Source organism: Roseinatronobacter thiooxidans, from assembly GCF_001870675.1.
Classification (GTDB): Bacteria; Pseudomonadota; Alphaproteobacteria; order Rhodobacterales; family Rhodobacteraceae; genus Roseinatronobacter; species Roseinatronobacter thiooxidans.
In genome coordinates, this window is sequence record NZ_MEHT01000009.1 from 266,172 (window position 1) to 286,017 (window position 19,846).

The 19,846-nt window shown below is 60.6% G+C and carries 26 protein-coding genes; 15 read left to right on the forward strand and 11 right to left on the reverse strand.

Going from position 1 to position 19,846, the window contains the following annotated elements; genetic code table 11:
• Positions 1-12: 12 nt before the first annotated feature.
• From BG455_RS05845 to BG455_RS05855, 3 genes are all read left to right on the forward strand, one after another.
• Positions 13-630: a class I SAM-dependent methyltransferase gene (locus BG455_RS05845; RefSeq protein ID WP_111361117.1), complete on the forward strand. Its 618-nt coding sequence runs from the start codon at positions 13-15 to the stop codon at positions 628-630.
• A gap of 171 nt (positions 631-801) precedes the next feature.
• The gene (locus BG455_RS05850; RefSeq protein WP_071469011.1) at positions 802-2,589 is read left to right on the forward strand and encodes an ABC transporter transmembrane domain-containing protein; all 1,788 of its coding nucleotides are present in this window, start codon (positions 802-804) and stop codon (positions 2,587-2,589) included.
• 7 nt (positions 2,590-2,596) lie between these two features.
• A complete protein-coding gene (locus tag BG455_RS05855; RefSeq protein ID WP_071469160.1) occupies positions 2,597-3,832 on the forward strand; it encodes an NAD(P)/FAD-dependent oxidoreductase in 1,236 nt (411 codons plus the stop codon).
• On the opposite strand, the gene BG455_RS05860 is transcribed toward BG455_RS05855, so the two are convergent.
• From BG455_RS05860 to BG455_RS05870, 3 genes are read right to left on the reverse strand one after another with little or no spacing between them, the layout of a single operon-like run.
• Complete coding sequence (locus tag BG455_RS05860; protein WP_071469012.1) at positions 3,811-4,614, reverse strand: metal ABC transporter permease; 804 nt, start codon at positions 4,612-4,614, stop codon at positions 3,811-3,813. The genes BG455_RS05855 and BG455_RS05860 overlap by 22 nt on opposite strands.
• On the reverse strand, positions 4,604-5,374 hold the full coding sequence (locus BG455_RS05865; RefSeq protein WP_071469013.1) for a metal ABC transporter ATP-binding protein: 771 nt from the start codon (positions 5,372-5,374) through the stop codon (positions 4,604-4,606). The genes BG455_RS05860 and BG455_RS05865 overlap by 11 nt, the downstream gene beginning before the upstream one ends.
• Positions 5,371-5,871 carry a transcriptional repressor gene (locus BG455_RS05870; RefSeq protein ID WP_425438717.1) on the reverse strand — a complete coding sequence of 167 codons (501 nt, stop codon included), beginning with the start codon at positions 5,869-5,871 and terminating at the stop codon, positions 5,371-5,373. The genes BG455_RS05865 and BG455_RS05870 overlap by 4 nt, the downstream gene beginning before the upstream one ends.
• Positions 5,872-5,938: 67 nt before the next feature.
• Here BG455_RS05870 and BG455_RS05875 point away from each other — a divergent pair, with 67 nt between their 5' ends.
• From BG455_RS05875 to BG455_RS05900, 6 genes are all read left to right on the forward strand, one after another.
• Positions 5,939-7,192, forward strand: a complete 1,254-nt coding sequence (locus BG455_RS05875) for a zinc ABC transporter substrate-binding protein (RefSeq protein ID WP_071469014.1) — start codon at positions 5,939-5,941, stop codon at positions 7,190-7,192.
• 70 nt (positions 7,193-7,262) lie between these two features.
• Positions 7,263-8,216, forward strand: coding sequence for a 4-hydroxy-3-methylbut-2-enyl diphosphate reductase (gene ispH / locus BG455_RS05880; RefSeq protein WP_071469162.1), 954 nt, complete (start codon positions 7,263-7,265; stop codon positions 8,214-8,216).
• Positions 8,213-8,659: a DUF3429 domain-containing protein gene (locus BG455_RS05885; protein ID WP_071469015.1), complete on the forward strand. Its 447-nt coding sequence runs from the start codon at positions 8,213-8,215 to the stop codon at positions 8,657-8,659. The genes ispH and BG455_RS05885 overlap by 4 nt, the downstream gene beginning before the upstream one ends.
• A 40-nt stretch (positions 8,660-8,699) precedes the next feature.
• The gene (locus tag BG455_RS05890; RefSeq protein WP_071469016.1) at positions 8,700-9,299 is read left to right on the forward strand and encodes a glutathione S-transferase family protein; all 600 of its coding nucleotides are present in this window, start codon (positions 8,700-8,702) and stop codon (positions 9,297-9,299) included.
• The gene (gene rnhA / locus BG455_RS05895; RefSeq protein WP_071469017.1) at positions 9,299-9,766 is read left to right on the forward strand and encodes a ribonuclease HI; all 468 of its coding nucleotides are present in this window, start codon (positions 9,299-9,301) and stop codon (positions 9,764-9,766) included. The genes BG455_RS05890 and rnhA overlap by 1 nt, the downstream gene beginning before the upstream one ends.
• Positions 9,763-10,386 (forward strand): trimeric intracellular cation channel family protein, encoded by a 624-nt coding sequence (locus BG455_RS05900; RefSeq protein ID WP_071469018.1) that lies wholly within the window; start codon positions 9,763-9,765, stop codon positions 10,384-10,386. The genes rnhA and BG455_RS05900 overlap by 4 nt, the downstream gene beginning before the upstream one ends.
• Positions 10,387-10,397: 11 nt before the next feature.
• Here the strand turns inward: BG455_RS05900 and BG455_RS05905 are convergent, their stop codons facing one another.
• From BG455_RS05905 to BG455_RS05925, 5 genes are all read right to left on the reverse strand, one after another.
• Entirely contained in the window at positions 10,398-10,616 is a 219-nt protein-coding gene (locus BG455_RS05905) for a hypothetical protein (RefSeq protein WP_071469019.1), read from the reverse strand.
• Complete coding sequence (locus tag BG455_RS05910) at positions 10,613-10,825, reverse strand: hypothetical protein (RefSeq protein WP_071469020.1); 213 nt, start codon at positions 10,823-10,825, stop codon at positions 10,613-10,615. Before BG455_RS05910 ends, BG455_RS05905 begins: the two co-directional genes overlap by 4 nt.
• A gap of 32 nt (positions 10,826-10,857) precedes the next feature.
• Complete coding sequence (locus BG455_RS05915; protein WP_071469021.1) at positions 10,858-11,097, reverse strand: GlsB/YeaQ/YmgE family stress response membrane protein; 240 nt, start codon at positions 11,095-11,097, stop codon at positions 10,858-10,860.
• 3 nt (positions 11,098-11,100) lie between these two features.
• Entirely contained in the window at positions 11,101-12,279 is a 1,179-nt protein-coding gene (gene rlmN / locus BG455_RS05920; protein WP_071469022.1) for a dual-specificity RNA methyltransferase RlmN, read from the reverse strand.
• Positions 12,280-12,372: 93 nt separating this feature from the next.
• Positions 12,373-12,912: a hypothetical protein gene (locus tag BG455_RS05925; protein ID WP_071469023.1), complete on the reverse strand. Its 540-nt coding sequence runs from the start codon at positions 12,910-12,912 to the stop codon at positions 12,373-12,375.
• A 175-nt stretch (positions 12,913-13,087) separates the two neighbouring features.
• Between BG455_RS05925 and BG455_RS05930 the strand changes: the two genes are divergently transcribed.
• Both BG455_RS05930 and BG455_RS05935 read left to right on the forward strand, forming a co-directional pair.
• Complete coding sequence (locus tag BG455_RS05930) at positions 13,088-14,107, forward strand: asparaginase (RefSeq protein ID WP_245735483.1); 1,020 nt, start codon at positions 13,088-13,090, stop codon at positions 14,105-14,107.
• 102 nt (positions 14,108-14,209) lie between these two features.
• Positions 14,210-14,443 carry a hypothetical protein gene (locus BG455_RS05935; protein WP_111361108.1) on the forward strand — a complete coding sequence of 78 codons (234 nt, stop codon included), beginning with the start codon at positions 14,210-14,212 and terminating at the stop codon, positions 14,441-14,443.
• 99 nt (positions 14,444-14,542) lie between these two features.
• Here BG455_RS05935 and rpsI read toward each other — a convergent pair whose 3' ends face one another.
• The 3 genes from rpsI to BG455_RS05950 all read right to left on the reverse strand — a co-directional run bounded on the left by rpsI (position 14,543) and on the right by BG455_RS05950 (position 16,445).
• Positions 14,543-15,022, reverse strand: a complete 480-nt coding sequence (rpsI, locus tag BG455_RS05940) for a 30S ribosomal protein S9 (RefSeq protein WP_071469164.1) — start codon at positions 15,020-15,022, stop codon at positions 14,543-14,545.
• A 2-nt stretch (positions 15,023-15,024) separates the two neighbouring features.
• The gene (rplM, locus tag BG455_RS05945; RefSeq protein ID WP_071469025.1) at positions 15,025-15,486 is read right to left on the reverse strand and encodes a 50S ribosomal protein L13; all 462 of its coding nucleotides are present in this window, start codon (positions 15,484-15,486) and stop codon (positions 15,025-15,027) included.
• 173 nt (positions 15,487-15,659) lie between these two features.
• Entirely contained in the window at positions 15,660-16,445 is a 786-nt protein-coding gene (locus BG455_RS05950; RefSeq protein WP_071469026.1) for a hypothetical protein, read from the reverse strand.
• A 409-nt stretch (positions 16,446-16,854) separates the two neighbouring features.
• On the opposite strand from BG455_RS05950, the gene BG455_RS05960 reads away from it, so the two are divergent.
• The 4 genes from BG455_RS05960 to BG455_RS05970 all read left to right on the forward strand — a co-directional run bounded on the left by BG455_RS05960 (position 16,855) and on the right by BG455_RS05970 (position 19,815).
• Entirely contained in the window at positions 16,855-17,787 is a 933-nt protein-coding gene (locus tag BG455_RS05960) for a sulfurtransferase (RefSeq protein WP_071469028.1), read from the forward strand.
• Between the two features lie 87 nt (positions 17,788-17,874).
• Positions 17,875-18,990 carry a YeeE/YedE family protein gene (locus BG455_RS05965; protein WP_071469029.1) on the forward strand — a complete coding sequence of 372 codons (1,116 nt, stop codon included), beginning with the start codon at positions 17,875-17,877 and terminating at the stop codon, positions 18,988-18,990.
• Positions 18,987-19,160: a hypothetical protein gene (locus BG455_RS17275; RefSeq protein ID WP_170124685.1), complete on the forward strand. Its 174-nt coding sequence runs from the start codon at positions 18,987-18,989 to the stop codon at positions 19,158-19,160. The genes BG455_RS05965 and BG455_RS17275 overlap by 4 nt, the downstream gene beginning before the upstream one ends.
• Before the next feature lie 76 nt (positions 19,161-19,236).
• Positions 19,237-19,815 (forward strand): hypothetical protein, encoded by a 579-nt coding sequence (locus BG455_RS05970; RefSeq protein ID WP_071469030.1) that lies wholly within the window; start codon positions 19,237-19,239, stop codon positions 19,813-19,815.
• The last annotated feature ends 31 nt before the right edge of the window (positions 19,816-19,846 follow it).

Sequence of the window (19,846 nt, forward strand, 5' to 3'; positions counted from 1 at the left end):
GGAGGGCCAAGTTTGAAACCCGAAGCAATTACGTCAAGCTACCGCCGTTGGGCACCGATTTATGACCTTACCTTTGGTCGCATCACCAATACCGGACGCCGCCATGCAACCAAAGTGGCCAATACAATTGGTGGCCGCGTGCTGGAAGTCGGCGTGGGAACGGGGCTTGCACTGCCCTTCTACAACCCGTCCCTTGACGTGACCGGGATCGATTTCTCCGACGATATGTTGACCCGCGCGCGCGCCAAGGTCGCAGAAGAGAAACTGACCCATGTGCGCGACCTGCGCCAGATGGACGCGCGCAAGCTGGATTTCCCCGATGCCAGTTTTGACACAGTCGTGGCGATGCATCTGATCTCGGTTGTCCCCGACCCCGAACAGGTCATGGCCGAGATGGCGCGCGTGTGCAAACCCGGCGGGCAAATACTGCTGGTCAATCATTTTGCCCGCGATGAAGGCTGGCTGGCATGGCTGGAACGCAAATTCGCCCCCTTCGCCGACTGGATGGGCTGGCATTCAAATTTCCCCAAAGATCGTGTGCTGGGCGTGTCTGACTTGCTGCTTGTCGAAGACACACCATTGACCAGTTTGGGGGTGTTTACCTTTTTGCGGATGGAAAAGGCCGCGTAAGGGCGCGTGGCCTGCCTTGACAGCATTGGCACAAACTGGCCGCTAAATTCGTGTTTTGGCATATATTCCGGCACCAAGGACCGGATTGCCAGAACACTGTGCCAATGCGGGGGGTTGCCCCCTTGCGATTGCTGACCTAAACCAAACGCGCAACAGCAAGAGCAAGTCCGCATGACAGACACAAGTGCAGCGCAGCAAGACCGCGCGAAATCCAGAAATATGGGCGCGCTGCAAGGGCTATGGCCCTTCATTCGCCCCTATAGGTTGTTGCTGGCTGTGGCCATGCTGGCGCTTGTCGCCACTGCGGCCATCACGCTGACCCTGCCCTTGGCCGTGCGCCGCGTTGTGGACGGGTTCGAAGCCCGCGAAATGGCGCTGCTGAACCAGTATTTTGCGGGCGCCTTCGGGCTGGCGGGGTTGCTGGCACTGGGCACAGGCTTGCGCTATTATTTCGTCACCCGTCTGGGCGAACGGATCGTGGCCGATATTCGCAAGGCGCTGTTTGCCCGCGTTATCGACCGCAGCCCTGCGTTTTATGAACGGATCATGACGGGCGAGGTGCTCTCGCGCCTGACGACAGATACCACGCTTATTCAATCGGTCATCGGGTCTTCCGTGTCGATCGCGCTGCGCAATGCGCTGATGCTGATGGGCGGTCTGATCCTGCTGGGGCTGACCTCGGGCAAACTGATGGGCTTTGTGCTGCTGATGGTGCCGGTCATCATCGTGCCGATTGTGGTGATGGGGCGCAAGCTGCGCAAACTCTCGCGCGAGAATCAGGACTGGATCGCGGCCAGTTCGGGCAATGCCTCGGAGGCGCTCAGCGCGGTTCAGACAGTGCAGGCCAACACGCATGAGGCCGCCAGTCGCGCAGCCTTTGACCGCGTGACAGAAACCAGCTTCGATGTGGCGCGCAGGCGTATCTTTACCCGTGCACTGTTGACCGTCATTGTCATATCGCTGGTATTCACCGGCATTCTGGGCACGCTCTGGGTCGGCGCGCGCGATGTGGCAGCCGGCGTCATGACACCGGGCGAACTGGCGCAATTCGTGATCTATGCGGTTATCGTTGCGGGTTCGGTGGGCGCGCTGTCGGAAATCTGGTCGGAGTTGCAGCGCGCCGCTGGCGCGACCGAGCGGCTGATCGAGTTGTTGACCGCAGAAGATGCTGTGCAAGACCCCCCAGCCCCCAAACCCCTGCCCAAGCCCACACGCGGCGCGGTGCAATTCGATGCGGTCAGTTTTCAATACCCGACCCGCCCAGGCCAGCAAGCCTTGGAAAATGTCAGTCTAAGCGTGTCACCGGGCGAAACCGTGGCCCTTGTCGGCCCCTCGGGCGCGGGCAAGACCACGATTTTGCAATTGCTGATGCGCTATTATGACCCAAAATCAGGGTATATCCGCATTGATGGCATGGACCTGCGCGACATGGCGCGCAGCGATTTCCGCCGCGCGATTGCGCTGGTGCCGCAAGACCCTGTCATCTTTGCCGCCTCTGCGATGGACAATATCCGCTTTGGCCGCCCCGATGCGTCTGACAGCGAAGTTCTTGCTGCCGCCCGCGCCGCACATGCCGATACCTTTCTGGGGCGCCTGCCCAATGGCTATGACACGGAACTGGGCGAACGCGGCGTCATGCTGTCTGGCGGGCAGAAACAGCGCGTGGCGATTGCGCGCGCGATCCTGCGCGATGCGCCGATCCTGCTGCTGGATGAAGCGACCAGCGCGCTGGACGCTGAATCCGAGGCCGCTGTCCAGCGCGCGGTTGATCATCTGTCGAAAGGGCGCACCACCATCGCCATCGCGCATCGTCTGGCAACTGTGAAACAGGCCGACCGCATTGTGGTGTTTGATGAGGGGCGCATTGTCGCCACCGGCACGCATGACGAATTGGTGGCGCAGGGGGGCTTGTATGCGCGCCTTGCACGCCTGCAATTCACTGCCGAGCGCGTGGCCTGAGGCTGGCATGCACGCGCAGACAGAGGTTGCAGTTATCGGGGGCGGCATTGTCGGCCTGTGCTGCGCGCTTGTCCTGCGCGATCAAGGCCATGAGGTCACGCTGATTGCCCCGCAAGATGACGAGAGCGGCGCATCCTACGGCAATGCCGGTGTGATTGCCGATTACGCGGTCATGCCTGTTGGCACGCCAGATGTGCTGCGCAATCTGCCTGCGCTGTTGTTCAACCGCGACAGCCCGCTGGCCATCCGCCCCAGTGCCGCCCTGACCCTTGCGCCGTGGCTGGCCCGCTTTGCCCGCGAATGCCTGCCCCGCCGCGCCCAAGCCAATGCAAGCGCGATTGCCGCGCTGCTTGCCCCCACCGCCCAAGCGTGGCGCGATATGGCCGCGCAGATCGGGGGCAGTCGGTTGCTCAAACCCCTCGGTTCGCTATATCTTTTCGAGACAGAGGCAGAGCGCCGCGCCGCCGATTTCCGCCCCTACCGCGCCCTCGGGGTCGCGGTAGAGCAGATCACCCGCGATGAGTTGGGCCAGCTACAGCCCGGCCTGCCTGCGCATATTGGTGCAGGCGCCGCGTTTTTCCCCCGCACAGTCACGCTGGATGACCCCACTGCCATGCTGCGTCTGTTGCGCGACAGTGTCGATGCGGCAGGGGTGCAGCGCATAGAGGGGCATGTAAGCGGGTTGCAGCGCGACGCAGGCCGCGTGCGGCTGACGGGGCGCGGGTTGAACCTGTCTGCCCGCAAGGTGGTTCTGGCAGCGGGCGCATGGTCAAAGCAACTCGCCGCCATGGCGGGCAATCGCGTGCCGCTGGACACCGAACGCGGCTATCATCTGGAATATGACTGCCCCACCCCGCGCCTGATCCGCCAGATGACGCCTGTGTCGCGCGGGTTTTATTTCTGCCCCATGGCGGGGCGGTTGCGCGTGGCGGGCACGGTAGAATTGGGCGGGCTGACAGCGCCCCCTTCTCCCCATCGCTGGGCGGTCTTGGAACGGGGCGCGCGCGCCATTCTGCCCGACCTGCCCGAACCTGACCGGCGCTGGATGGGCTTTCGCCCCTCGCTGCCGGATTCGCGCCCTGTCATTGGCCCTTCAAGCGCAGGCGCGGATGTGATCCATGCCTATGGCCATGGCCATTTGGGCCTGACGCTTGCCCCCATCACAGCGCGCCTTGTGGCCGATCTGGTGGGCGGGCGCGCGCCTGCGCTGGATATCGCGCCTTACCGCCCCGACCGGTTCTGAAGCACAGTCCCTGCAATCGTGGTGGCCAGAAAGATCAGGGCCGCAAACACCACGATTGACGGGCCAGAGGGGGTGTCCTGCATCAGCGACAGTTGCAACCCGCCCCAGACCGACAGCCCGCCAATGACAATCGCCCCCAAGGCCATGCTTTCGGGCGAGCGGGCGAAATTGCGCGCCGCCGCTGCCGGAATGATCAACAGCGCCGCGATCAGCAGCGCGCCTACGATCTTCAGCGCGACCGCCACCACCACGGCCAGCGCGATTGTCAGAACCAGCCGCTCATGCCCCGGATTGATGCCGGATGCATGGGCCAGATCCTCGTTCAACGTGGCCGTCAGCAATGCCGACCAGCGCCACAGAATCAAGCCCAGCACCAGCACCGACCCCGCCGCGATAACAGCCAGATCAAAGCGCGACACCGCCAGAATGTCGCCAAACAGATAGGCCGACAGGTCCACCCGCACCGCAGGCAGGAACGACACCGCCACCAAGCCAAAGGCCAGCGCCGAATGCGCCAGCACGCCCAAGGTCGTGTCCATCGCCCAGCCCCGCCCCGCCAGCACCGAGACGATCATCGCCATAACCAGCGCCACAACCATCGTGCCCACAAATATGCTGATCTGGAACCCCAGCGCCAAAGCGACACCCAAAATCGCAGCATGCGCGGTTGCATCGCCAAAATAGGCCATGCGCCGCCAGACCACGAAACACCCCAATGGCCCTGTGGCCATCGCCACCGCCAGCCCAGCAAGTGTTGCGCGAAGCATGAAATCATCCAGCATGATGCGCGTGGTCCTTTTCGTGGTCATGGTCGTGGTCATGGTCGTGGTCATGCGTATGGTCGTGGTCATGGCTGTGCTGATACAGCGCCAGCGCCCCGCCCGTTCCCAGACCAAACAGCGCGCGGTATTCGGGGGCTGCGCGCACGACATGGGGTGCCCCTTCGCAACAGACATGCCCGTTGATGCAGATCACCCTGTCCGAGGCTGACATCACCACATGCAAATCATGGCTGACCGACAGAACCGCACAGCCAAGCTCGCGGCGGACTTCGTCTATCAGGCGGTAGAAACTGGCCACGCCGGGCTGGTCCAGCCCTGCAGTCGGTTCATCCAGCATCAGAATATCGGGCTTGACCAGCAATGCGCGCGCCAACAGCACGCGCTGGAACTGCCCGCCCGACAGCGTGGCCATGTTCTGGCGCGCCACATCGGGCACGCCCACACGCGCCAGCACCTGCGCAATCTCAGCCGCGCTACGCCGCTTTGGCAGCGACAAAAACCGCGCGACAGGCAAAGGCAGGCCGGGGTCGATATGCAGGCGTTGCGGCACATACCCCACAGTGACGCCCTGCGCGCGTGTGATCCGCCCGCGCGAGGGCTGCACAACCCCCAACAGTGCGCGCAAAAATGTCGTTTTGCCAGACCCGTTGGGGCCGACAATGGTGACAATCTCGCCGCGTTCCATCTGAAAGTTGATGTCGAACAACACCTTGCGCCCGCCATAGCTGACGCCCAGCCCTGCCGCTGTAATCAGGCTCACGCTTGGGCCCCCTGACAGGCGCGGCACAGGCCCACTGCCTCGATCGTGGCACGGTCAAGTGCAAAGCCCACCGCATCGGCAGCGGCATTCAGCGCAGCATTCACCCCCCCGGCCGCAGCTTCGGTCACACTGTCACACGCCTCGCAGATCAGAAAGGCGGCGCGGTGGTCCTCTGCGGGATGGGCGCAGGCGGTGAAGGCGTTTAGCCGCCTGATTCGATGCGCCATTCCGTTTTCGACTAGAAAGTTCAACGCACGATAGGCGACAGGGGGCTGGGTGCCAAACCCCTCAACCGCCAGCCGCTCCAACACGTCATACGCGCCCAAAGCGCCATGCGCCTGTAGCAAAATCTCTAACGTCCGGCGCCGCACGGGCGTCAGGCGGACATTGCGATCTTTGGCGCGCGCCTCGGCCAGATCCAGAATCGCTTGCGCATTTTCTGTGCCACTATGGCTTGAACAGCAAAAACCGCCCCGCCCCGCATGCTCTGTCATCATCGCCGCCTTGACTGTTATGATATAACGTTAGATAGGTGTTGAGACTTTATAACACAAGGAGGATGGGATGCGCTACTCACTCGCGCTTGCTTGCGCCATGATGGCCACACCGATTGCCGCAAAAGATTTGAATGTGGTCACGGATTTCGCGGTCACACATTCGCTTGTCTCGATGGTTATGGGCGATGTCGGCCAGCCCGACCTGCTGCTTGACCGTGGCGGCGACCCGCATTCGTTCCAGTTGCGCCCCTCTCAGGCGCGCGCGCTTGCGGATGCGAACCTGATCTTCTGGGTCGGGGAAGACCTGACCCCATGGATGGCCCGCGCCTTGTCCGGGATCGAGGCGCAGGGTGAGGTTGTGACCCTTCTCAAGGCAGAAGGTTTGCACCTGCAAGGCTTCGCAGCAGGCCACGGGCATGACGATCATGGGCACAGCGACCACGGGCATGATGACCACGGCCACGACGATCATGGCCATGCGCATGATGACCACGGGCATGATCACGACGACCATAGCCATGCGCATGATGATCACGGGCATGATCACGACGACCATAGCCATGCGCATGATGATCACGGGCATGATGATCATGGGCACAGCGACCACGGGCATGATGATCATGGACACGATGACCATGCACACGGCGACCAAGGGCATGATGATCATGGACACGATGACCACGCCCACAGCGACCACGGGCATGATGACCACGCCCACAGCGACCACGGGCATGATGACCATGCACACGGCGACCACGGGCATGATGACCATGCGCATGATGACCATGGCCATTCGCACGATGGCAATGACCCGCATGCCTGGATGAACACCGGCAATGTGGAAATCTGGCTTGATCTGATTGCGGATGAGCTGGCCGAGAATGACCCCGACAATGCCGCCACCTACCGCGCCAATGCCGAAGCTGCGCGCGCCCAGATTGCAGAGCTTTCAACTGAGATTGCCGAGATTCTGGCCCCTGTTGGGGATGCGCCGCTGGTCATGTTCCACGATGCCTATGGCTATCTTGTACACCAGTTCGGGGTTAATGTGGCAGGGACAATCGCCTTGGGCGATGCCGCAGCGCCCGGTGCGCAACGTCTGGCAGAACTGCGCGCAGAATTGCAAGCCGATGGCGCTGTCTGCATCTTCCCAGAGGTCAATCACAGCTCGCGCTATATCGACACGGTGGTTGAAGGCACAGGCGTGCGTGTGGGTGCGGAACTGGACCCCGCAGGCGTGACGCTGGAACCCGGCGCGGCGCTGTATCCTGCGCTGATGCGCAACATGGCGCAGGCGATTGCCGATTGCGTAGCAGGATAAGCGGCGCAAAATACTGGACGTCATGGCCCGCAAGGGTTAGGTCTGGCCCATGGAAATCAAGGGCCAGACCATGACCGAACTCCCCCCCCTCACCCTCTATCTGGCAGCGCCGCGCGGGTTTTGCGCAGGCGTGGACCGTGCGATCAAGATTGTCGAGTTGGCGCTCGAGAAATGGGGCGCGCCGGTCTATGTCCGCCACGAGATTGTGCATAACAAATATGTCGTCGACGGGCTACGCGCAAAAGGTGCGGTGTTTGTTGAAGAACTCGACGATTGCCCGCTGGACCGCCCGGTGATTTTTTCCGCGCATGGCGTGCCGAAATCCGTGCCTGCCGCCGCACAAGCCCGCGAAATGCTATATGTCGATGCCACCTGCCCGCTGGTCAGCAAAGTGCATATCGAGGCAGAGCGCCACCACGCCAATGGGCTGCAAATGGTCATGATCGGGCATGAGGGCCACCCCGAAACCATTGGCACCATGGGGCAACTGCCCGATGGCGAAGTGCTGCTGGTCGAGACGCCCGAAGACGTGGCGAAACTGGATGTGCGCGACCCTGAAAAGCTGGCCTTCATCACCCAGACCACGCTATCGGTCGATGACACCGCAGGGATTGTCGCCGCGCTGAAAGCGCGCTTTCCCGCCATCATTGGCCCGCATAAGGAAGATATCTGCTACGCCACCACCAACCGGCAAGAAGCGGTCAAGGCCATCGCGCCCAAGATTGATGCGCTCTTGGTGATCGGTGCGCCCAATTCCTCGAACTCGCAGCGGCTGGTTGAAGTGGGGCGCGCCAAGGGCTGCGCCTATTCCCAACTTGTCCAGCGTGCCACCGAAATTGACTGGCGCGCGCTGGCGGGGATTACATCGGTGGGCATCACAGCCGGTGCCTCTGCCCCTGAAGAGTTGGTAAACGAGGTGATCGACGCGTTTCGCGCCCGCTATGCCGTGACAGTTGAACTGGTCGAGACTGCGAAAGAGCGCGTTGAATTCAAGGTGCCGCGCGTGTTGCGCGAAACCGCATGATCCCGCGTTCTGCGCTGGTTCTGGGCCTGTCTGGGCTGCTGCCGTTTTTCTGGGGCGTGGCCACGCTGCTGTCGCCCGCCCTGGCGCAACTCACGCTGGATGTGATTGGCCCGCGCTTCATCGGCCCATATGTGCTGATCGCGTATGGCGTGGTGATCCTGTGTTTCATGTCCGGCGTGCTGTGGGGTTTCGCCGCGCGCGGGGCAGAGATGGCATGGACAGGCTACGCGCTATCTGTCGGGCCAGCGCTTTGGGCATTTTTCTTTGTGGGCGGGGGCGCGACACAGGCACTGACCGCCTTGATCACCGGCTTTGTCGTGCTGCTGGTGATTGATCTGCAATTCAGCCGCTGGGGCCTGACCCCGCGCTGGTGGATGCAGCTTCGCCTGATTCTGACAAGCGGGGTCGTGCTGTGTCTGGCGGCGGGTCTCTGGCTGGGATAAAGCTGGTCCAAAGACGCCATTCAGCCAAGAAAGCCCTAGTATGAAGCTTTATTCCATGCCCTCCTCTGGGAACAGCTACAAGGTTCGGCTGCTGCTGGCCTTGCTGGATCAGCCAGTACAGACAATCGATGTTGAATACGGGTCAGACACCCTGACACAGGCCAAGGCCGAAACCCGCCTGCCCTTTGGCAAGGCGCCTGTGCTGGAATTGGACGATGGCACGCTTTTACCCGAATCAAACGCGATTCTGGTCTGGCTGGGCCAAGGCACGCGCTTTGTGCCCAAGGATGCGCTGCAACAGGCGCAGATGCTGTCCTGGATGTTCTGGGAACAAAACCAGCATGAAGGGGTGATCGCTGTGCGCGCCGCCCTGCTGAACTACCCCCACCGCAAGGCACAGGCCACGCCAGAGCGGCTGGCGGAGCTGTTGACCAGCGGCAATGGCCTGTTGCAGATCATGGACGATCACTTGCGCATGCGCGACTGGCTGGTGGGTGACGACGCAAGCCTCGCCGATCTTTGCCTTTATGCCTATACGCATACGGCAGAGGCACGCGGCGGTTTCGATCTTGCGCCCTTTCCGGCGCTACGCGACTGGCTGGACCGTGTGGCGGCCCTGCCCGGCTATGTGGCGCTGTGATGCCTGATCTTGTCGCCTATACCGATGGGGCCTGTTCGGGCAACCCCGGCCCCGGTGGCTGGGGCGTGTTGATGCGCGCCATGCGCGGCGCGGAGATCCTGAAGGAGCGCGAATTGTCAGGCGGAGAGGCCGAGACGACGAATAACCGCATGGAACTGATGGCCGCCATTTCAGCGCTGGAAGTGTTGGAGCGGCCAAGCGAGATAACCATCGTTACCGACAGCGCCTATGTGAAAAACGGGGTAACCGGCTGGATTCACGGCTGGAAGCGCAATGGCTGGCGCACCGCGAACAAAAAACCCGTCAAGAATGTCGAACTGTGGCAGCGGCTGGACGAAGCACAGGCGCGCCACAAGGTTGTCTGGGAATGGGTCAAGGGCCATGCGGGCCACCCGGAGAATGAGCGCGCAGATGAACTGGCGCGCGCAGGGATGGCCCCGTATAAGCCTGCGAAAAACACATCATGACCTTGCTGCAAGGGCTTGATTACGCGGCGGTTTTCATCTTCGGGCTGACAGGCGCGCTGGCCGCCAGCCGCGCGCAGCTGGATATTGTGGGCTTCGTGTTTCTGGCCTGCCTGACAGCGGTGGGCGGCGGCACATTGCGCGATGTAATCCTGAACCGCGATGCGGTGTTCTGGGTGGCTGATCCGGGCGTAATTCTGTCGGCCTGCGTTGCGGCAATTCTGGTTTTCTTCACAGCGCATCTGGTGGAATCGCGCCTGCGCACGCTGGAATGGCTGGATGCGCTGGCTTTGGCAGTGGCGGTGCCTGCGGGTGTGGGGGTCGCGCTTGGTATGGGGCAGGATTGGCCAGTGGTGCTGATTATGGGGGTTGTAACAGGCACATTTGGCGGGCTGATGCGCGACGTGGTTTGCAACGAAGTGCCCTTGGTTCTGAAAAAGGGTGAACTCTATGCCACAGCGGCGCTATCAGGCGCGCTGGCGGCCGTGGTGGTTACACTCTTGGTCGATTCCGCCCTTGTGGCGCTTCTGACCTGCGGGGTGACCACTTTCGCCTTGCGCGCGGGGTCCATGCTGTTTGGCTGGTGCCTGCCTGTGTATAAAAGCCGCCCGCCAAAGGCGTGAGCAGCTTGTCGCTATACACGTCCCGAGCTGCGCGACAAAAGATGCGACAATGCAGCCGATGCACCCATCAACACCAAACCACCAAGGATAAGCCATGCCGAAACCAAGCCAATAACAGCGCCGTCAAACGCAAACGACATCGCGGCGCCTGTGGCCAACATGCCCCACGGAACGACAGTGCCGAAGATGAAGCACATAAAACAAACAACTTTCAACTTATCGTCTTTCATTGCTCATCATCCTTCCCGTGGACACAAAAATACTCCATCCCCCAAAAACCCGCAATGAAAAATGAAGCGATCAACCAGAAGGCCCCAGGCCCGAACAGATATTGTACAAGGTTATCAACAGCTTGCGCTGTCAGCAAAAATGCCGATCCGGCGCAGCCCGCAGCCTTGACGATACAAAAACTTACATTCACAGGATACTTATCAGACATTCATCACTAAGCTGTTAATAGAAAATAAAAAATCAACGCCGCCCCTGATATTGCTTCCAAAGCCAAGGCAGCACCAGCGACCCCAATAGGGCCAGAACAAAAACGCCCACCCAACTGGCAGAAGTCAGCAGGAACCTGAACCCGAGCCCGCCCACGACCGCGCCCAGCACGCCAATGATCATGGCTGTGGGCAGATCGGTATTCATGCGCATCAGCCGCGTGGCCAACACCCCTGCCAGCGCGCCCATGACCACCAGCAAGACAACGGGCATGGCCTAGCCCCCCGCCTGTGCAGCAATCTCGGCGCGCGACATCCGCCCGCGTTCTGTCGCGGATTTCAACTGGCCACAGGCAGCCATAATGTCTTCGCCGCGCGGGGTGCGGATGGGGCTGGCATAGCCTGCTTTGTGAACAATATCCGAAAATGCCTCGATCCGCGCCCAGTCTGACCGCTGATAGGGCGCGCCGGGCCATTCGTTGAACGGGATAAGGTTGATCTTGGCAGGAATGCCCGCAATCAGCTTGACCAGCCTGCGCGCATCGGCATCACTATCATTCACATCCTTCAGCATGACATATTCAAAGGTAATCCGCTCGGAATTCGACAGGCGCGGATAATCACGAAGAACATCCAGCAATGTCTTGATATTCCAGCGTTTGTTGATGGGAACCAGTTTGTCGCGCACCTCATCTGTAGTGGCGTGAAAGCTGATGGCCAGAAGGCAGCCAATCTCGCTTGCCGTGCGCGCAATTTCGGGCACCACCCCAGAGGTGGACAGCGTGATCCGGCGGCGGGAAATCGACAGCCCCTCGTTATCCATCACCACTTTCATGCCGTCGCGCACATTGTCGAAATTATACAGCGGCTCGCCCATGCCCATCAGCACGACATTGCTGACAAGGCGGGTTTCATCCTTGGGCGCGCCGGGAATGGGCCATTCCCCCAGATCATCGCGCGCGACCAGAACCTGCCCCACAATTTCTGCCGCAGTCAGGTTGCGCACCAGTTTCTGCGTGCCTGTGTGACAGAATGAACAGGTTAGCGTGCAGCCAACTTGTGAAGAAATACAAAGGGTTCCACGGCTTTCTTCGGGTATGTAAACCGCCTCGACCTCATGCCCGCCTGCAATGCGCAGCAGGTATTTCCGCGTGCCATCCTCGGAAATCTGGCGGGTTACAATCTCGGGGCGGGAAATCTCGAACTGCTCGGCCAGTTGCGCACGGTAGCCTTTGGCAAGATTGGTCATCACCTCGAAATCCTGCGCGCCCCAATGGTAGATCCATTGCCAGATCTGGCCCACCCGCATTTTCGCCTGCTTCTCTGGTGTGCCCATCGCCACCAGCGCATCTGCCATCTGCGCACGCGTCAGGCCGACAAGATTGCGCTTGCCCCCCTCTGCCAGCTTGCGTGGCAGGGTCAGAACATCCTGTGTGATCGGAGCATCTAAGCGCATTGCGGCCTCTTTTCGATATACCTATCTTTGGCATATAACAAAGCCGCCCGAGGTTTACAGCCCGGGCGGCATGAATTTCTGCGAATGCGCCGATTACTCAGCGCATTGACGCGCGGCTTCTTGCGATGCAGCCGTAAACCCGAACAGCGAGAACGTGTCGCGCGTATTGGTCCCGCGAGAGGAGCGCGCCGTCAAAGCGGCATCCGCGCCAGCCCGCATTGCAGCAAAGATACGCTGGTCTTCCTCGGGAGAGCCTGCCCATGCCCACTCTCCATCCACGAAAAGCTGAAACTCGTCAGTGCCAATTGTCAGACCAACCGTCGAATCGCCTGCAAACGGGTAACCGCCGGTAAAAGAGATTTCGGGCGTGCTGCGTCCGGGCCGATAGGTTGCGAAAAGCAAAATATTCCCCCGGCGCACCTGAACAGGCTGGCCGCCCCGCGTGTTGACGGTTTCGCGCGGCGCTGAAACTGTCCAGCATTCCTTGGGGCTTTCTTCTACGAAAACACTCCAATCTGTTTCGGCTGCGACGCGGTTGCTGGATTCCTGTGCCTGCGCGGTTGCGGCAAACCCTGCCCCGTAAACACCTGCGACCAGCGCGAGTATCGATCCGAATTGCCTCAGTGACACCATGTGCTGTCATGCCTCCAATTGACCCGGCCCCGGTTTTGCGCCACGCATACCACAAACTCAGCATGGCGATTGGGCCTTCTACCTTCGTGTCTTATCGTCAACACTGCAGAAATTCAAAGCCCTCTTGGCAAGAAATCGCGCAGGCGTGAGCAACTGTGCATTGGAAGAGATGAAAATGAGCAACAAAATGCCGAATACCCCCAGTGTCGATACCGGATCGGTGCCACTGATAGAGTTATGGCGCGGCGATATTCTGGAAAGCCTGCATCGCGGCCATGCTGTTGTCATGCGCGACACTGGCGAGGTTGTCGAAGCCTGGGGGCGCGCGGATGCTGTCATCTACCCCCGATCCAGCTGCAAGATGGTGCAGGCGCTGCCCTTGCTGGAAACAGGCGCGGGGCGGGATTTAACGCCCGAGCATCTGGCGCTGGCCTGCGCCTCGCATCAGGGTGCCGCGATCCATGTCACCCGTGTGGCCAACTGGCTGCATGATCTGGGCCTGAGTGAAAGCGATTTGCGCTGTGGCTGTCAGGCAGCCGAAGACCTTGCCGAGCGTGACCGATTGATCAAGGCAGGCGAGACAGCGTGCCAGTTGCACAACAACTGCTCTGGCAAGCATGCAGGCTTTCTGACACTGAACCGCCATCTGCGCGGTGATGCGGAATATACCTTGCCGGACCACCCCGTTCAGACAGAAATTAGGTCAGCATTCGAAGAGGTTACAGGCCTACCTTCGCCCGGCTTCGGAATTGACGGCTGCTCTGCGCCCAATTTCGCAACCCAACTGTCTGGGCTGGCTTTTGCGATGGCACAATTTGCCGCCGCGACGGAAGGGGGCGACACCCGCGCGCGCGCTATGGTCGCCCTAAGGGACGCGATGATCCTGCACCCCGACCTTGTTGCGGGCGAGACGCGCGCCTGCACCGACCTGATGCGCGCCATGGAAGGGCGCGCCGCGGTCAAGACAGGCGCGGAAGCGGTTTTCGTGGCGATCCTGCCGCAGCAGCGTCTGGGCATCGCGCTCAAGATCGTTGATGGCGGCGTCCGCGCCGCAGAGGCCGCGATCACGGCCCTGCTGATCCGCCACAGGGCGTTAGAGGCCGCGCATCCGGTGGTGCAACGCTATCTGGGGCCGCTCCTAAGCCGGCGTGGCCTGCATGCCGGACATGTCTGCACTGCCCCCGGTTTTGCATGATGCAACAGCATGGGCAGAAATTGCGCTGCGTCGCAGCATAGCGGGTTTCACAAGAGATAAGCTTGGTTTATGCAGGATTACACAGAAGGAAGGAAAGCTGCCATGTTCAAATTTCTGTTTGGAAACAAAGCCACCGCGCCGCAAATCGCGCGCGAAACACAGCGCCAGACTGTCGAGCGCGCGCAAAAAGAGTTGAATGAAATCCTCGCGGCGCTGACGCCAAAAGCACGGATCACGATCTACCCCGAAGAGGGCACGCTGACGATCGATCTGCCAGAACAGATGCCGGATGAGGCAAAAGCCCTACCAGCACCGACCACCGAAACTGTAAACTAAATTTACATTATTAAATATATGCTTATGCGCCAAACTTAATGCGATAAAAAACGCCCGCAACTGCTGTTGCGGGCGTTTTTCTGTGGTTTTGTGTCGTGATTAACGCTTCGAGAACTGGAAGCTGCGGCGCGCTTTCGCTTTGCCGTATTTCTTGCGTTCCACCACGCGGCTGTCGCGCGTCAGGAAGCCGGCAGCTTTCAAAGAGCCGCGCAATGCAGGGTCGAACAGTTGCAGCGCTTTCGAGATGCCGTGCTTGACCGCACCCGCCTGCCCCGACAAACCACCGCCCTTGACGGTTGCCTGAACATCGAACTGGTCAACAACGCCTGCGACCTGAAATGGCTGGCGCAGAATCATTTGCAGCACCGGACGGGCAAAATAGACGCCCATTTCCTTGCCATTCACAGTGACCTTGCCCGAACCGGGCTTGATCCAGACGCGGGCGACCGCATCCTTGCGCTTGCCTGTGGCATAGGCGCGGCCCAGATCGTCGCGCACGGATTCGCGTACAGGGGCTTCGTCTGCAACCGGCGTAACCGCGGATTTCAGATCGTCGAGGGTTTTGAGATCTTCAGCCATGATCATGCACTCCGCGTGTTTTTCTTGTTCATCGCGCGCACATCCAGCACTTCGGGCTGCTGTGCCTCATGCGGATGCTCGGTGCCGGCATAGACGCGCAGATGCGTCATTTGCTGGCGCGTCAACGGACCACCGGGCAGCATGCGCTTGACAGCTTGCATGACAACGCGCTCTGGAAAGCGGCCTTCAAGAATCTGGCCAGTTGTGCGCGACTTGATCCCACCGGGATAGCCGGTGTGCCAGTAGTTGGGCTTGTTGCGCTTGTTGCCTGTCAACTGCACCTTGTCGGCATTGATGACAATAACATTGTCGCCCATGTCCATATGCGGGGTGAAGGTGGCTTTATGCTTGCCGCGCAGGCGCATGGCGATGATCGAGGCGAGACGGCCCAGCACGATGCCTTCGGCATCGATGATGATCCATTTCTTCTCGATCTCTCCGGCTTTGAGAGAATAGGTTTTCATGACGAGACCCTTGAGAATGGGAAAAAGAACCGCATGACGCTTTCATGCGGGATGCCCGCTTTCTATAGACTTGGCCCATAAGGTCAAGCTGGAATATCCTGAAATACACCCATCTATTCAATGGGTTAAAAAATAGGTATTATATTACCCCAAAAGTTTGAAGCATTTCACGCTTACCGCAGGCGCGGTGGGCGCGACGGGTCCATGCCCGGCGCGGCTGTGGGCTCTGGCGCGGCGGCTGGCTGCGGCAGGTCAAAACGCAGCCCCACGCGCGCGCAATCGGCCGCGCGCGCATCGTCAGATGTCAGGAATGTCACGTCCAGCATCCCTGCCTCTATCCCGGAGAAGCTCAACGCGCCTTGCACAGCGCGCGCAAGCGTGGCCTCGGCCCCCTGTGCCACGTCAATGATGGCCAGCATATGCCCGCGCGTGCCATTCTCGTATTCCGCCCCCGTCAGATAGGCCATGCGGGCCAACCCTTCCATGCGCGCAAGGCGCTGGTCCAGCGCCATCAGCAGCTTTTCGGGCAGCCCTTTGGGCGGGTGCAGCACCGTGACGCGCGATTGCAATTCCTGCGGGCGTTCCAGCAGCATCTGTGCCAGCCAGTCAATAATCTCTGGCGGCAGCAATCTGGACGACGGCGCCACACCCAAGTTCAACCCAAGCCCAAGCCCCTGCCCTGTCAGCATTTCAACCAGCACACGCCCCGACAGCGCCGCATAGGGGGCTGGCAGGCCCGTAAATTCGGTCAGGCGCGATTCCGTATCGAAGGCCAGCACGATTGGCCCATCTTCCAGATCAAACACTTTGGGCAAGATAGCCTCGCCTTCGGCCTCGCGTTCCAGCAGCAGGAAAATTTCAGCCTCGACCAGTCGCGCATAGTAATGCAGGCGCAACGCGCCATCGTCGGGCGCGGCCTCTGCTTCGGTCCATGCAAGATCAATCAGGGTTTCGGTCATGTTGCGCCCTTTCCGGTATGATGCAGGAGCTAAAGCGCCCATCACCGCTTGGCAAGACCACAAGCCGCAATGGCTTGTCAGGGCTTCGGGCTATATGACCGGCAAGTTCGAGACCGAGGCGCGCAGCACGCAACATACGCCCACCAAGCGCCAGCGGCCCCAAAGGACAGTTTTCGCATGTGAAACGGCAAACTGTGACAATAAGGCAGGTTTCGCCAAAAATGCCACCCATACAAGAACAGTTTTCCAAGCGGCTATCCAACAGGGTGATCCCTTCCCAAACGGCAGCACAAGGCGGAATATCTGCCGCGCCCTGTGACCCTACTACAGAATAGTGCCGCTTGCCACGCGACCGCGCCCTGCCTAAGTGGCTTTCAACACGCACACTTCGACCGAAAGGAAAGTTCTGATGCTGCGCACAACTGCCCTAAGCCTGTCACTCGTCGCCCTGCCCACGCTTGCTTTTGCAACACCGCAAGGCTGGAGCCCGCTGTTGGAACCGGCAGAGCTGGCCAGCATCATGGAAGCGGAAGAGAATATTCGCATCATCCATGTTTCGGGTGATTTTGCCGCCGGTCACATTCCCGGTGCCGCGCATTCACCTTATGCCAACTGGCGCGGCGGCCCCTCCAACCCCGGCGCATTGTTGCCAGAGCTGGAATATGAACTGGAGGCTGCGCGCGTGGGTGTCGAGGCCGATATTCCCACTGTGATCGTGCATTCCGGCGAAAGCCAAACCGACATGGGCACCGCCGCGCGGGTCTATTGGACGCTGAAATCGCTGGGGGTGCAGGATCTGGCGCTTCTGAATGGCGGGTTTGCCGCTTGGGCGGGCGCTGAACTGCCTGTCTCGACCACACCTGTCGAAATCGCCGAGACCGATTTCATGGCAGAGTGGAATGACGAATGGTACATCTCGACCACCGAAGTGGCCGATCTGGTAGAGCGCGGCGAGGCGCGCTTGCTCGATAGCCGCCCAAGCGGGTTCTTTGAAGGGATCGCATGGTCCATCGCACGCCCCGGCACAGTTCGCGGTGCAGAAAACCTTGAATATGGCGATTTCTTTGACGGCAACCGCATGGTCAGCCCAGAGCGTGCGCGTGAAGTGGCAGCCCAAAAAGACCTGCTCGAATCGCCGGTCACTGTGTCCTTTTGCAATACAGGCCATTGGGCTGCACTGAACTGGTTTGCCCTAAGCGAATTGGCAGGCGTCGAGAATACGCGCCTTTATGCCGAGAGCATGGCAGAATACACCATCCATGGCCACGAGCTGGACAATGAACCCACACGCGTTGCCTATCTGTGGCGTTCAACCAAGCGCTGGGTCGAGGGCTTGTTCTGATCCGCTATTTGCGGCACCTTGCATAACACCACGTTCGACGCGCGCAGCTTTGGCGCGCGTCCTCTTTTTTAGCGAAAGGCCATCAAGATGTTCCTTCAGCGTGCCTCTGTGCTTCTGATCGTGCTGGGTTTTGCAGCATTTACCTTTGTTATGGCAGGGCCGCGCGCAGGGCTTCTGGTGCTGGTGGGCCTTGGCTTCGGGCTGGTGCTGGAAGGGTTGCGTTTCGGCTTTGCCGGTCCTTGGCGAATGATTGTCACAGATCGTGACGGGCGCGGGCTGCTGGCGCAGTTGATCGCTATTGCCCTTGTTGCCGTGGTGGCCTTTCCGCTGATGGCAGGCAGCAGCGGCGAGTTGGTGCCTGCACATGCGCCCGTGGGTGTGGGCATGATTCTTGGGGCGTTTGTTTTTGGCGCAGCGATGCAGCTTGTCATGGGCTGCGGCTCTGGCACGCTGGTGAATGCGGGCAGTGGCAATCTGGTCGGGCTGATCGCACTGGCCGGTTTCATCGGGGGCAGCTTTGTGGGAACGCTGCATCTGGGCTGGTGGACCAGCCTTGGCAGCCTGCCGGTTTTGTCCGCTCAGGGCAGCTTTGGCGATATGGGCGGGCTGGCACTGACACTGGCGGGATTGGTGCTGGTCGGGGTGGTGACATTCCTGCGCAGCGCACCGGGCAAACGCATGCCCCCACGCCGCTTGTGGATCGCTGCGGCCCTGATCGCTGTGCTTGCACTTGCCAATCTGGTCATTGCGGGCCAGCCTTGGGGTATTGTCTACGGGCTTGGGCTGTGGGGGGCAAAAATCGCGCAAGCGGGCGGCGCCGACCTTGGCGCGACAGCGTTCTGGGCAGCAGAGGGCAACGCCGCGCGGCTGGCCGAATCGATCCTGACAGACGTCACCTCGCTGACAAATATCGGGCTGTTGATCGGGGCCTTTGCGGTCATGCGCTGGCGCGCTGACCCCGGCGCACAGACCCAAGCGCTGACACCCCTCTCCTATGCCGCAGTGCTGGCGGCGGCGGTGGTGCTGGGGTATTCTGCGCGCATGGCTTTTGGTTGCAATGTTGGCGCGTTTTTCAGCGGCATATCGACCGGATCGCTGCATGGCTGGGTCTGGCTGGTCGCGGCCTTTGCTGGCTCGATCCTTGGCATTCGGATGCGTCCGGTGTTGTTGCGGCCAAGTCTTAATCAGGGGGCCTACGCATGAGCGCGCGTCTTTCTCGCCCGGCCACAGGGTTCATGGCGCTGGCGCTGGTGCTTGCAATTCTGGCGCTGGACCTCTCGCGCAGTGGCGCGCCTGACCTGTTCAGCGCACCGCCCGCTTTCGCTCTAGGCTCTGGCGCGGCCCCCGAAGGGGCGCATTGCACAGGCGGATAAATCAGGATTCGGGCTGGTGCAGATGGGATTTTTCTGTTCTCGTACAGATGATACGTTCCAGAGTCAGGAGAACCCCATGCGCCGCCTTTTCCTTGCGCTTCCCGCAGCCCTTGCCTTGGCCGCCTGCGTTGAAGTTGACATGACAGTCGACGTGCTGAACGAAGATGAAGCGCGGCTGACAGGTTTTGTCCAGATGCAACGCCAGATGTTCGAGATGTCGGGCGAAGACGCGTCCTTTTGCTCTGCAGAAGATGGCGGCACGCTAGAGCTGACAGATACGCATGCGCGCTGCACATTCGATCAAACCGGCACTTTCGCAGAGTTGATGCGCCCGAATGCAGCAGAGGATGTGCCAAGCGATATACAGGGCGAGTTGACCTATCTGGGCGCAGACCGCGTGCGCGCGCTGTTCCCTTTGTCGGCAATGAATGAAGGGATGGACGAGATGATCGAAGACCCGCAGATGATGGCGATGATGCGCCAGATGTTTGCGGGCATGTCAATCAGCTTCACCGTTCAGGGGCGCGAGATCGAAAGCTCGACCGGCACGATTTCCGATGATGGCACGCGCGCCACGATCTTGCTGGGGGTGGATGATCTGATCTCACCCGATGCAGACCAATTGACCGATTTTGAAACAATCGTGCGCTTCTGAGGGCGCCAAAAGCGGATAGAAAGCACGGCAA

Excerpts from the sequence above, each read along its gene's own strand:
- BG455_RS05860 (WP_071469012.1), bottom strand. The coding sequence starts at position 4,614 with ATGCTGGATGATTTCATGCTTCGCGCAACACTTGCTGGGCTGGCGGTG.
- BG455_RS05850 (WP_071469011.1), top strand. The coding sequence starts at position 802 with ATGACAGACACAAGTGCAGCGCAGCAAGACCGCGCGAAATCCAGAAAT.
- BG455_RS05965 (WP_071469029.1), top strand. The coding sequence starts at position 17,875 with ATGTTCCTTCAGCGTGCCTCTGTGCTTCTGATCGTGCTGGGTTTTGCA.
- BG455_RS05930 (WP_245735483.1), top strand. The coding sequence starts at position 13,088 with ATGAGCAACAAAATGCCGAATACCCCCAGTGTCGATACCGGATCGGTG.
- BG455_RS05970 (WP_071469030.1), top strand. The coding sequence starts at position 19,237 with ATGCGCCGCCTTTTCCTTGCGCTTCCCGCAGCCCTTGCCTTGGCCGCC.
- rpsI (WP_071469164.1), bottom strand. The coding sequence starts at position 15,022 with ATGGCTGAAGATCTCAAAACCCTCGACGATCTGAAATCCGCGGTTACG.
- BG455_RS17275 (WP_170124685.1), top strand. The coding sequence starts at position 18,987 with ATGAGCGCGCGTCTTTCTCGCCCGGCCACAGGGTTCATGGCGCTGGCG.
- BG455_RS05960 (WP_071469028.1), top strand. The coding sequence starts at position 16,855 with ATGCTGCGCACAACTGCCCTAAGCCTGTCACTCGTCGCCCTGCCCACG.
- BG455_RS05950 (WP_071469026.1), bottom strand. The coding sequence starts at position 16,445 with ATGACCGAAACCCTGATTGATCTTGCATGGACCGAAGCAGAGGCCGCG.
- BG455_RS05875 (WP_071469014.1), top strand. The coding sequence starts at position 5,939 with ATGCGCTACTCACTCGCGCTTGCTTGCGCCATGATGGCCACACCGATT.
- BG455_RS05890 (WP_071469016.1), top strand. The coding sequence starts at position 8,700 with ATGAAGCTTTATTCCATGCCCTCCTCTGGGAACAGCTACAAGGTTCGG.
- rnhA (WP_071469017.1), top strand. The coding sequence starts at position 9,299 with ATGCCTGATCTTGTCGCCTATACCGATGGGGCCTGTTCGGGCAACCCC.
- BG455_RS05905 (WP_071469019.1), bottom strand. The coding sequence starts at position 10,616 with ATGAAAGACGATAAGTTGAAAGTTGTTTGTTTTATGTGCTTCATCTTC.
- rlmN (WP_071469022.1), bottom strand. The coding sequence starts at position 12,279 with ATGCGCTTAGATGCTCCGATCACACAGGATGTTCTGACCCTGCCACGC.
- BG455_RS05885 (WP_071469015.1), top strand. The coding sequence starts at position 8,213 with ATGATCCCGCGTTCTGCGCTGGTTCTGGGCCTGTCTGGGCTGCTGCCG.
- BG455_RS05935 (WP_111361108.1), top strand. The coding sequence starts at position 14,210 with ATGTTCAAATTTCTGTTTGGAAACAAAGCCACCGCGCCGCAAATCGCG.
- BG455_RS05915 (WP_071469021.1), bottom strand. The coding sequence starts at position 11,097 with ATGCCCGTTGTCTTGCTGGTGGTCATGGGCGCGCTGGCAGGGGTGTTG.
- BG455_RS05855 (WP_071469160.1), top strand. The coding sequence starts at position 2,597 with ATGCACGCGCAGACAGAGGTTGCAGTTATCGGGGGCGGCATTGTCGGC.
- BG455_RS05870 (WP_425438717.1), bottom strand. The coding sequence starts at position 5,871 with ATGATGACAGAGCATGCGGGGCGGGGCGGTTTTTGCTGTTCAAGCCAT.
- ispH (WP_071469162.1), top strand. The coding sequence starts at position 7,263 with ATGACCGAACTCCCCCCCCTCACCCTCTATCTGGCAGCGCCGCGCGGG.
- BG455_RS05900 (WP_071469018.1), top strand. The coding sequence starts at position 9,763 with ATGACCTTGCTGCAAGGGCTTGATTACGCGGCGGTTTTCATCTTCGGG.
- BG455_RS05925 (WP_071469023.1), bottom strand. The coding sequence starts at position 12,912 with ATGGTGTCACTGAGGCAATTCGGATCGATACTCGCGCTGGTCGCAGGT.
- rplM (WP_071469025.1), bottom strand. The coding sequence starts at position 15,486 with ATGAAAACCTATTCTCTCAAAGCCGGAGAGATCGAGAAGAAATGGATC.
- BG455_RS05910 (WP_071469020.1), bottom strand. The coding sequence starts at position 10,825 with ATGTCTGATAAGTATCCTGTGAATGTAAGTTTTTGTATCGTCAAGGCT.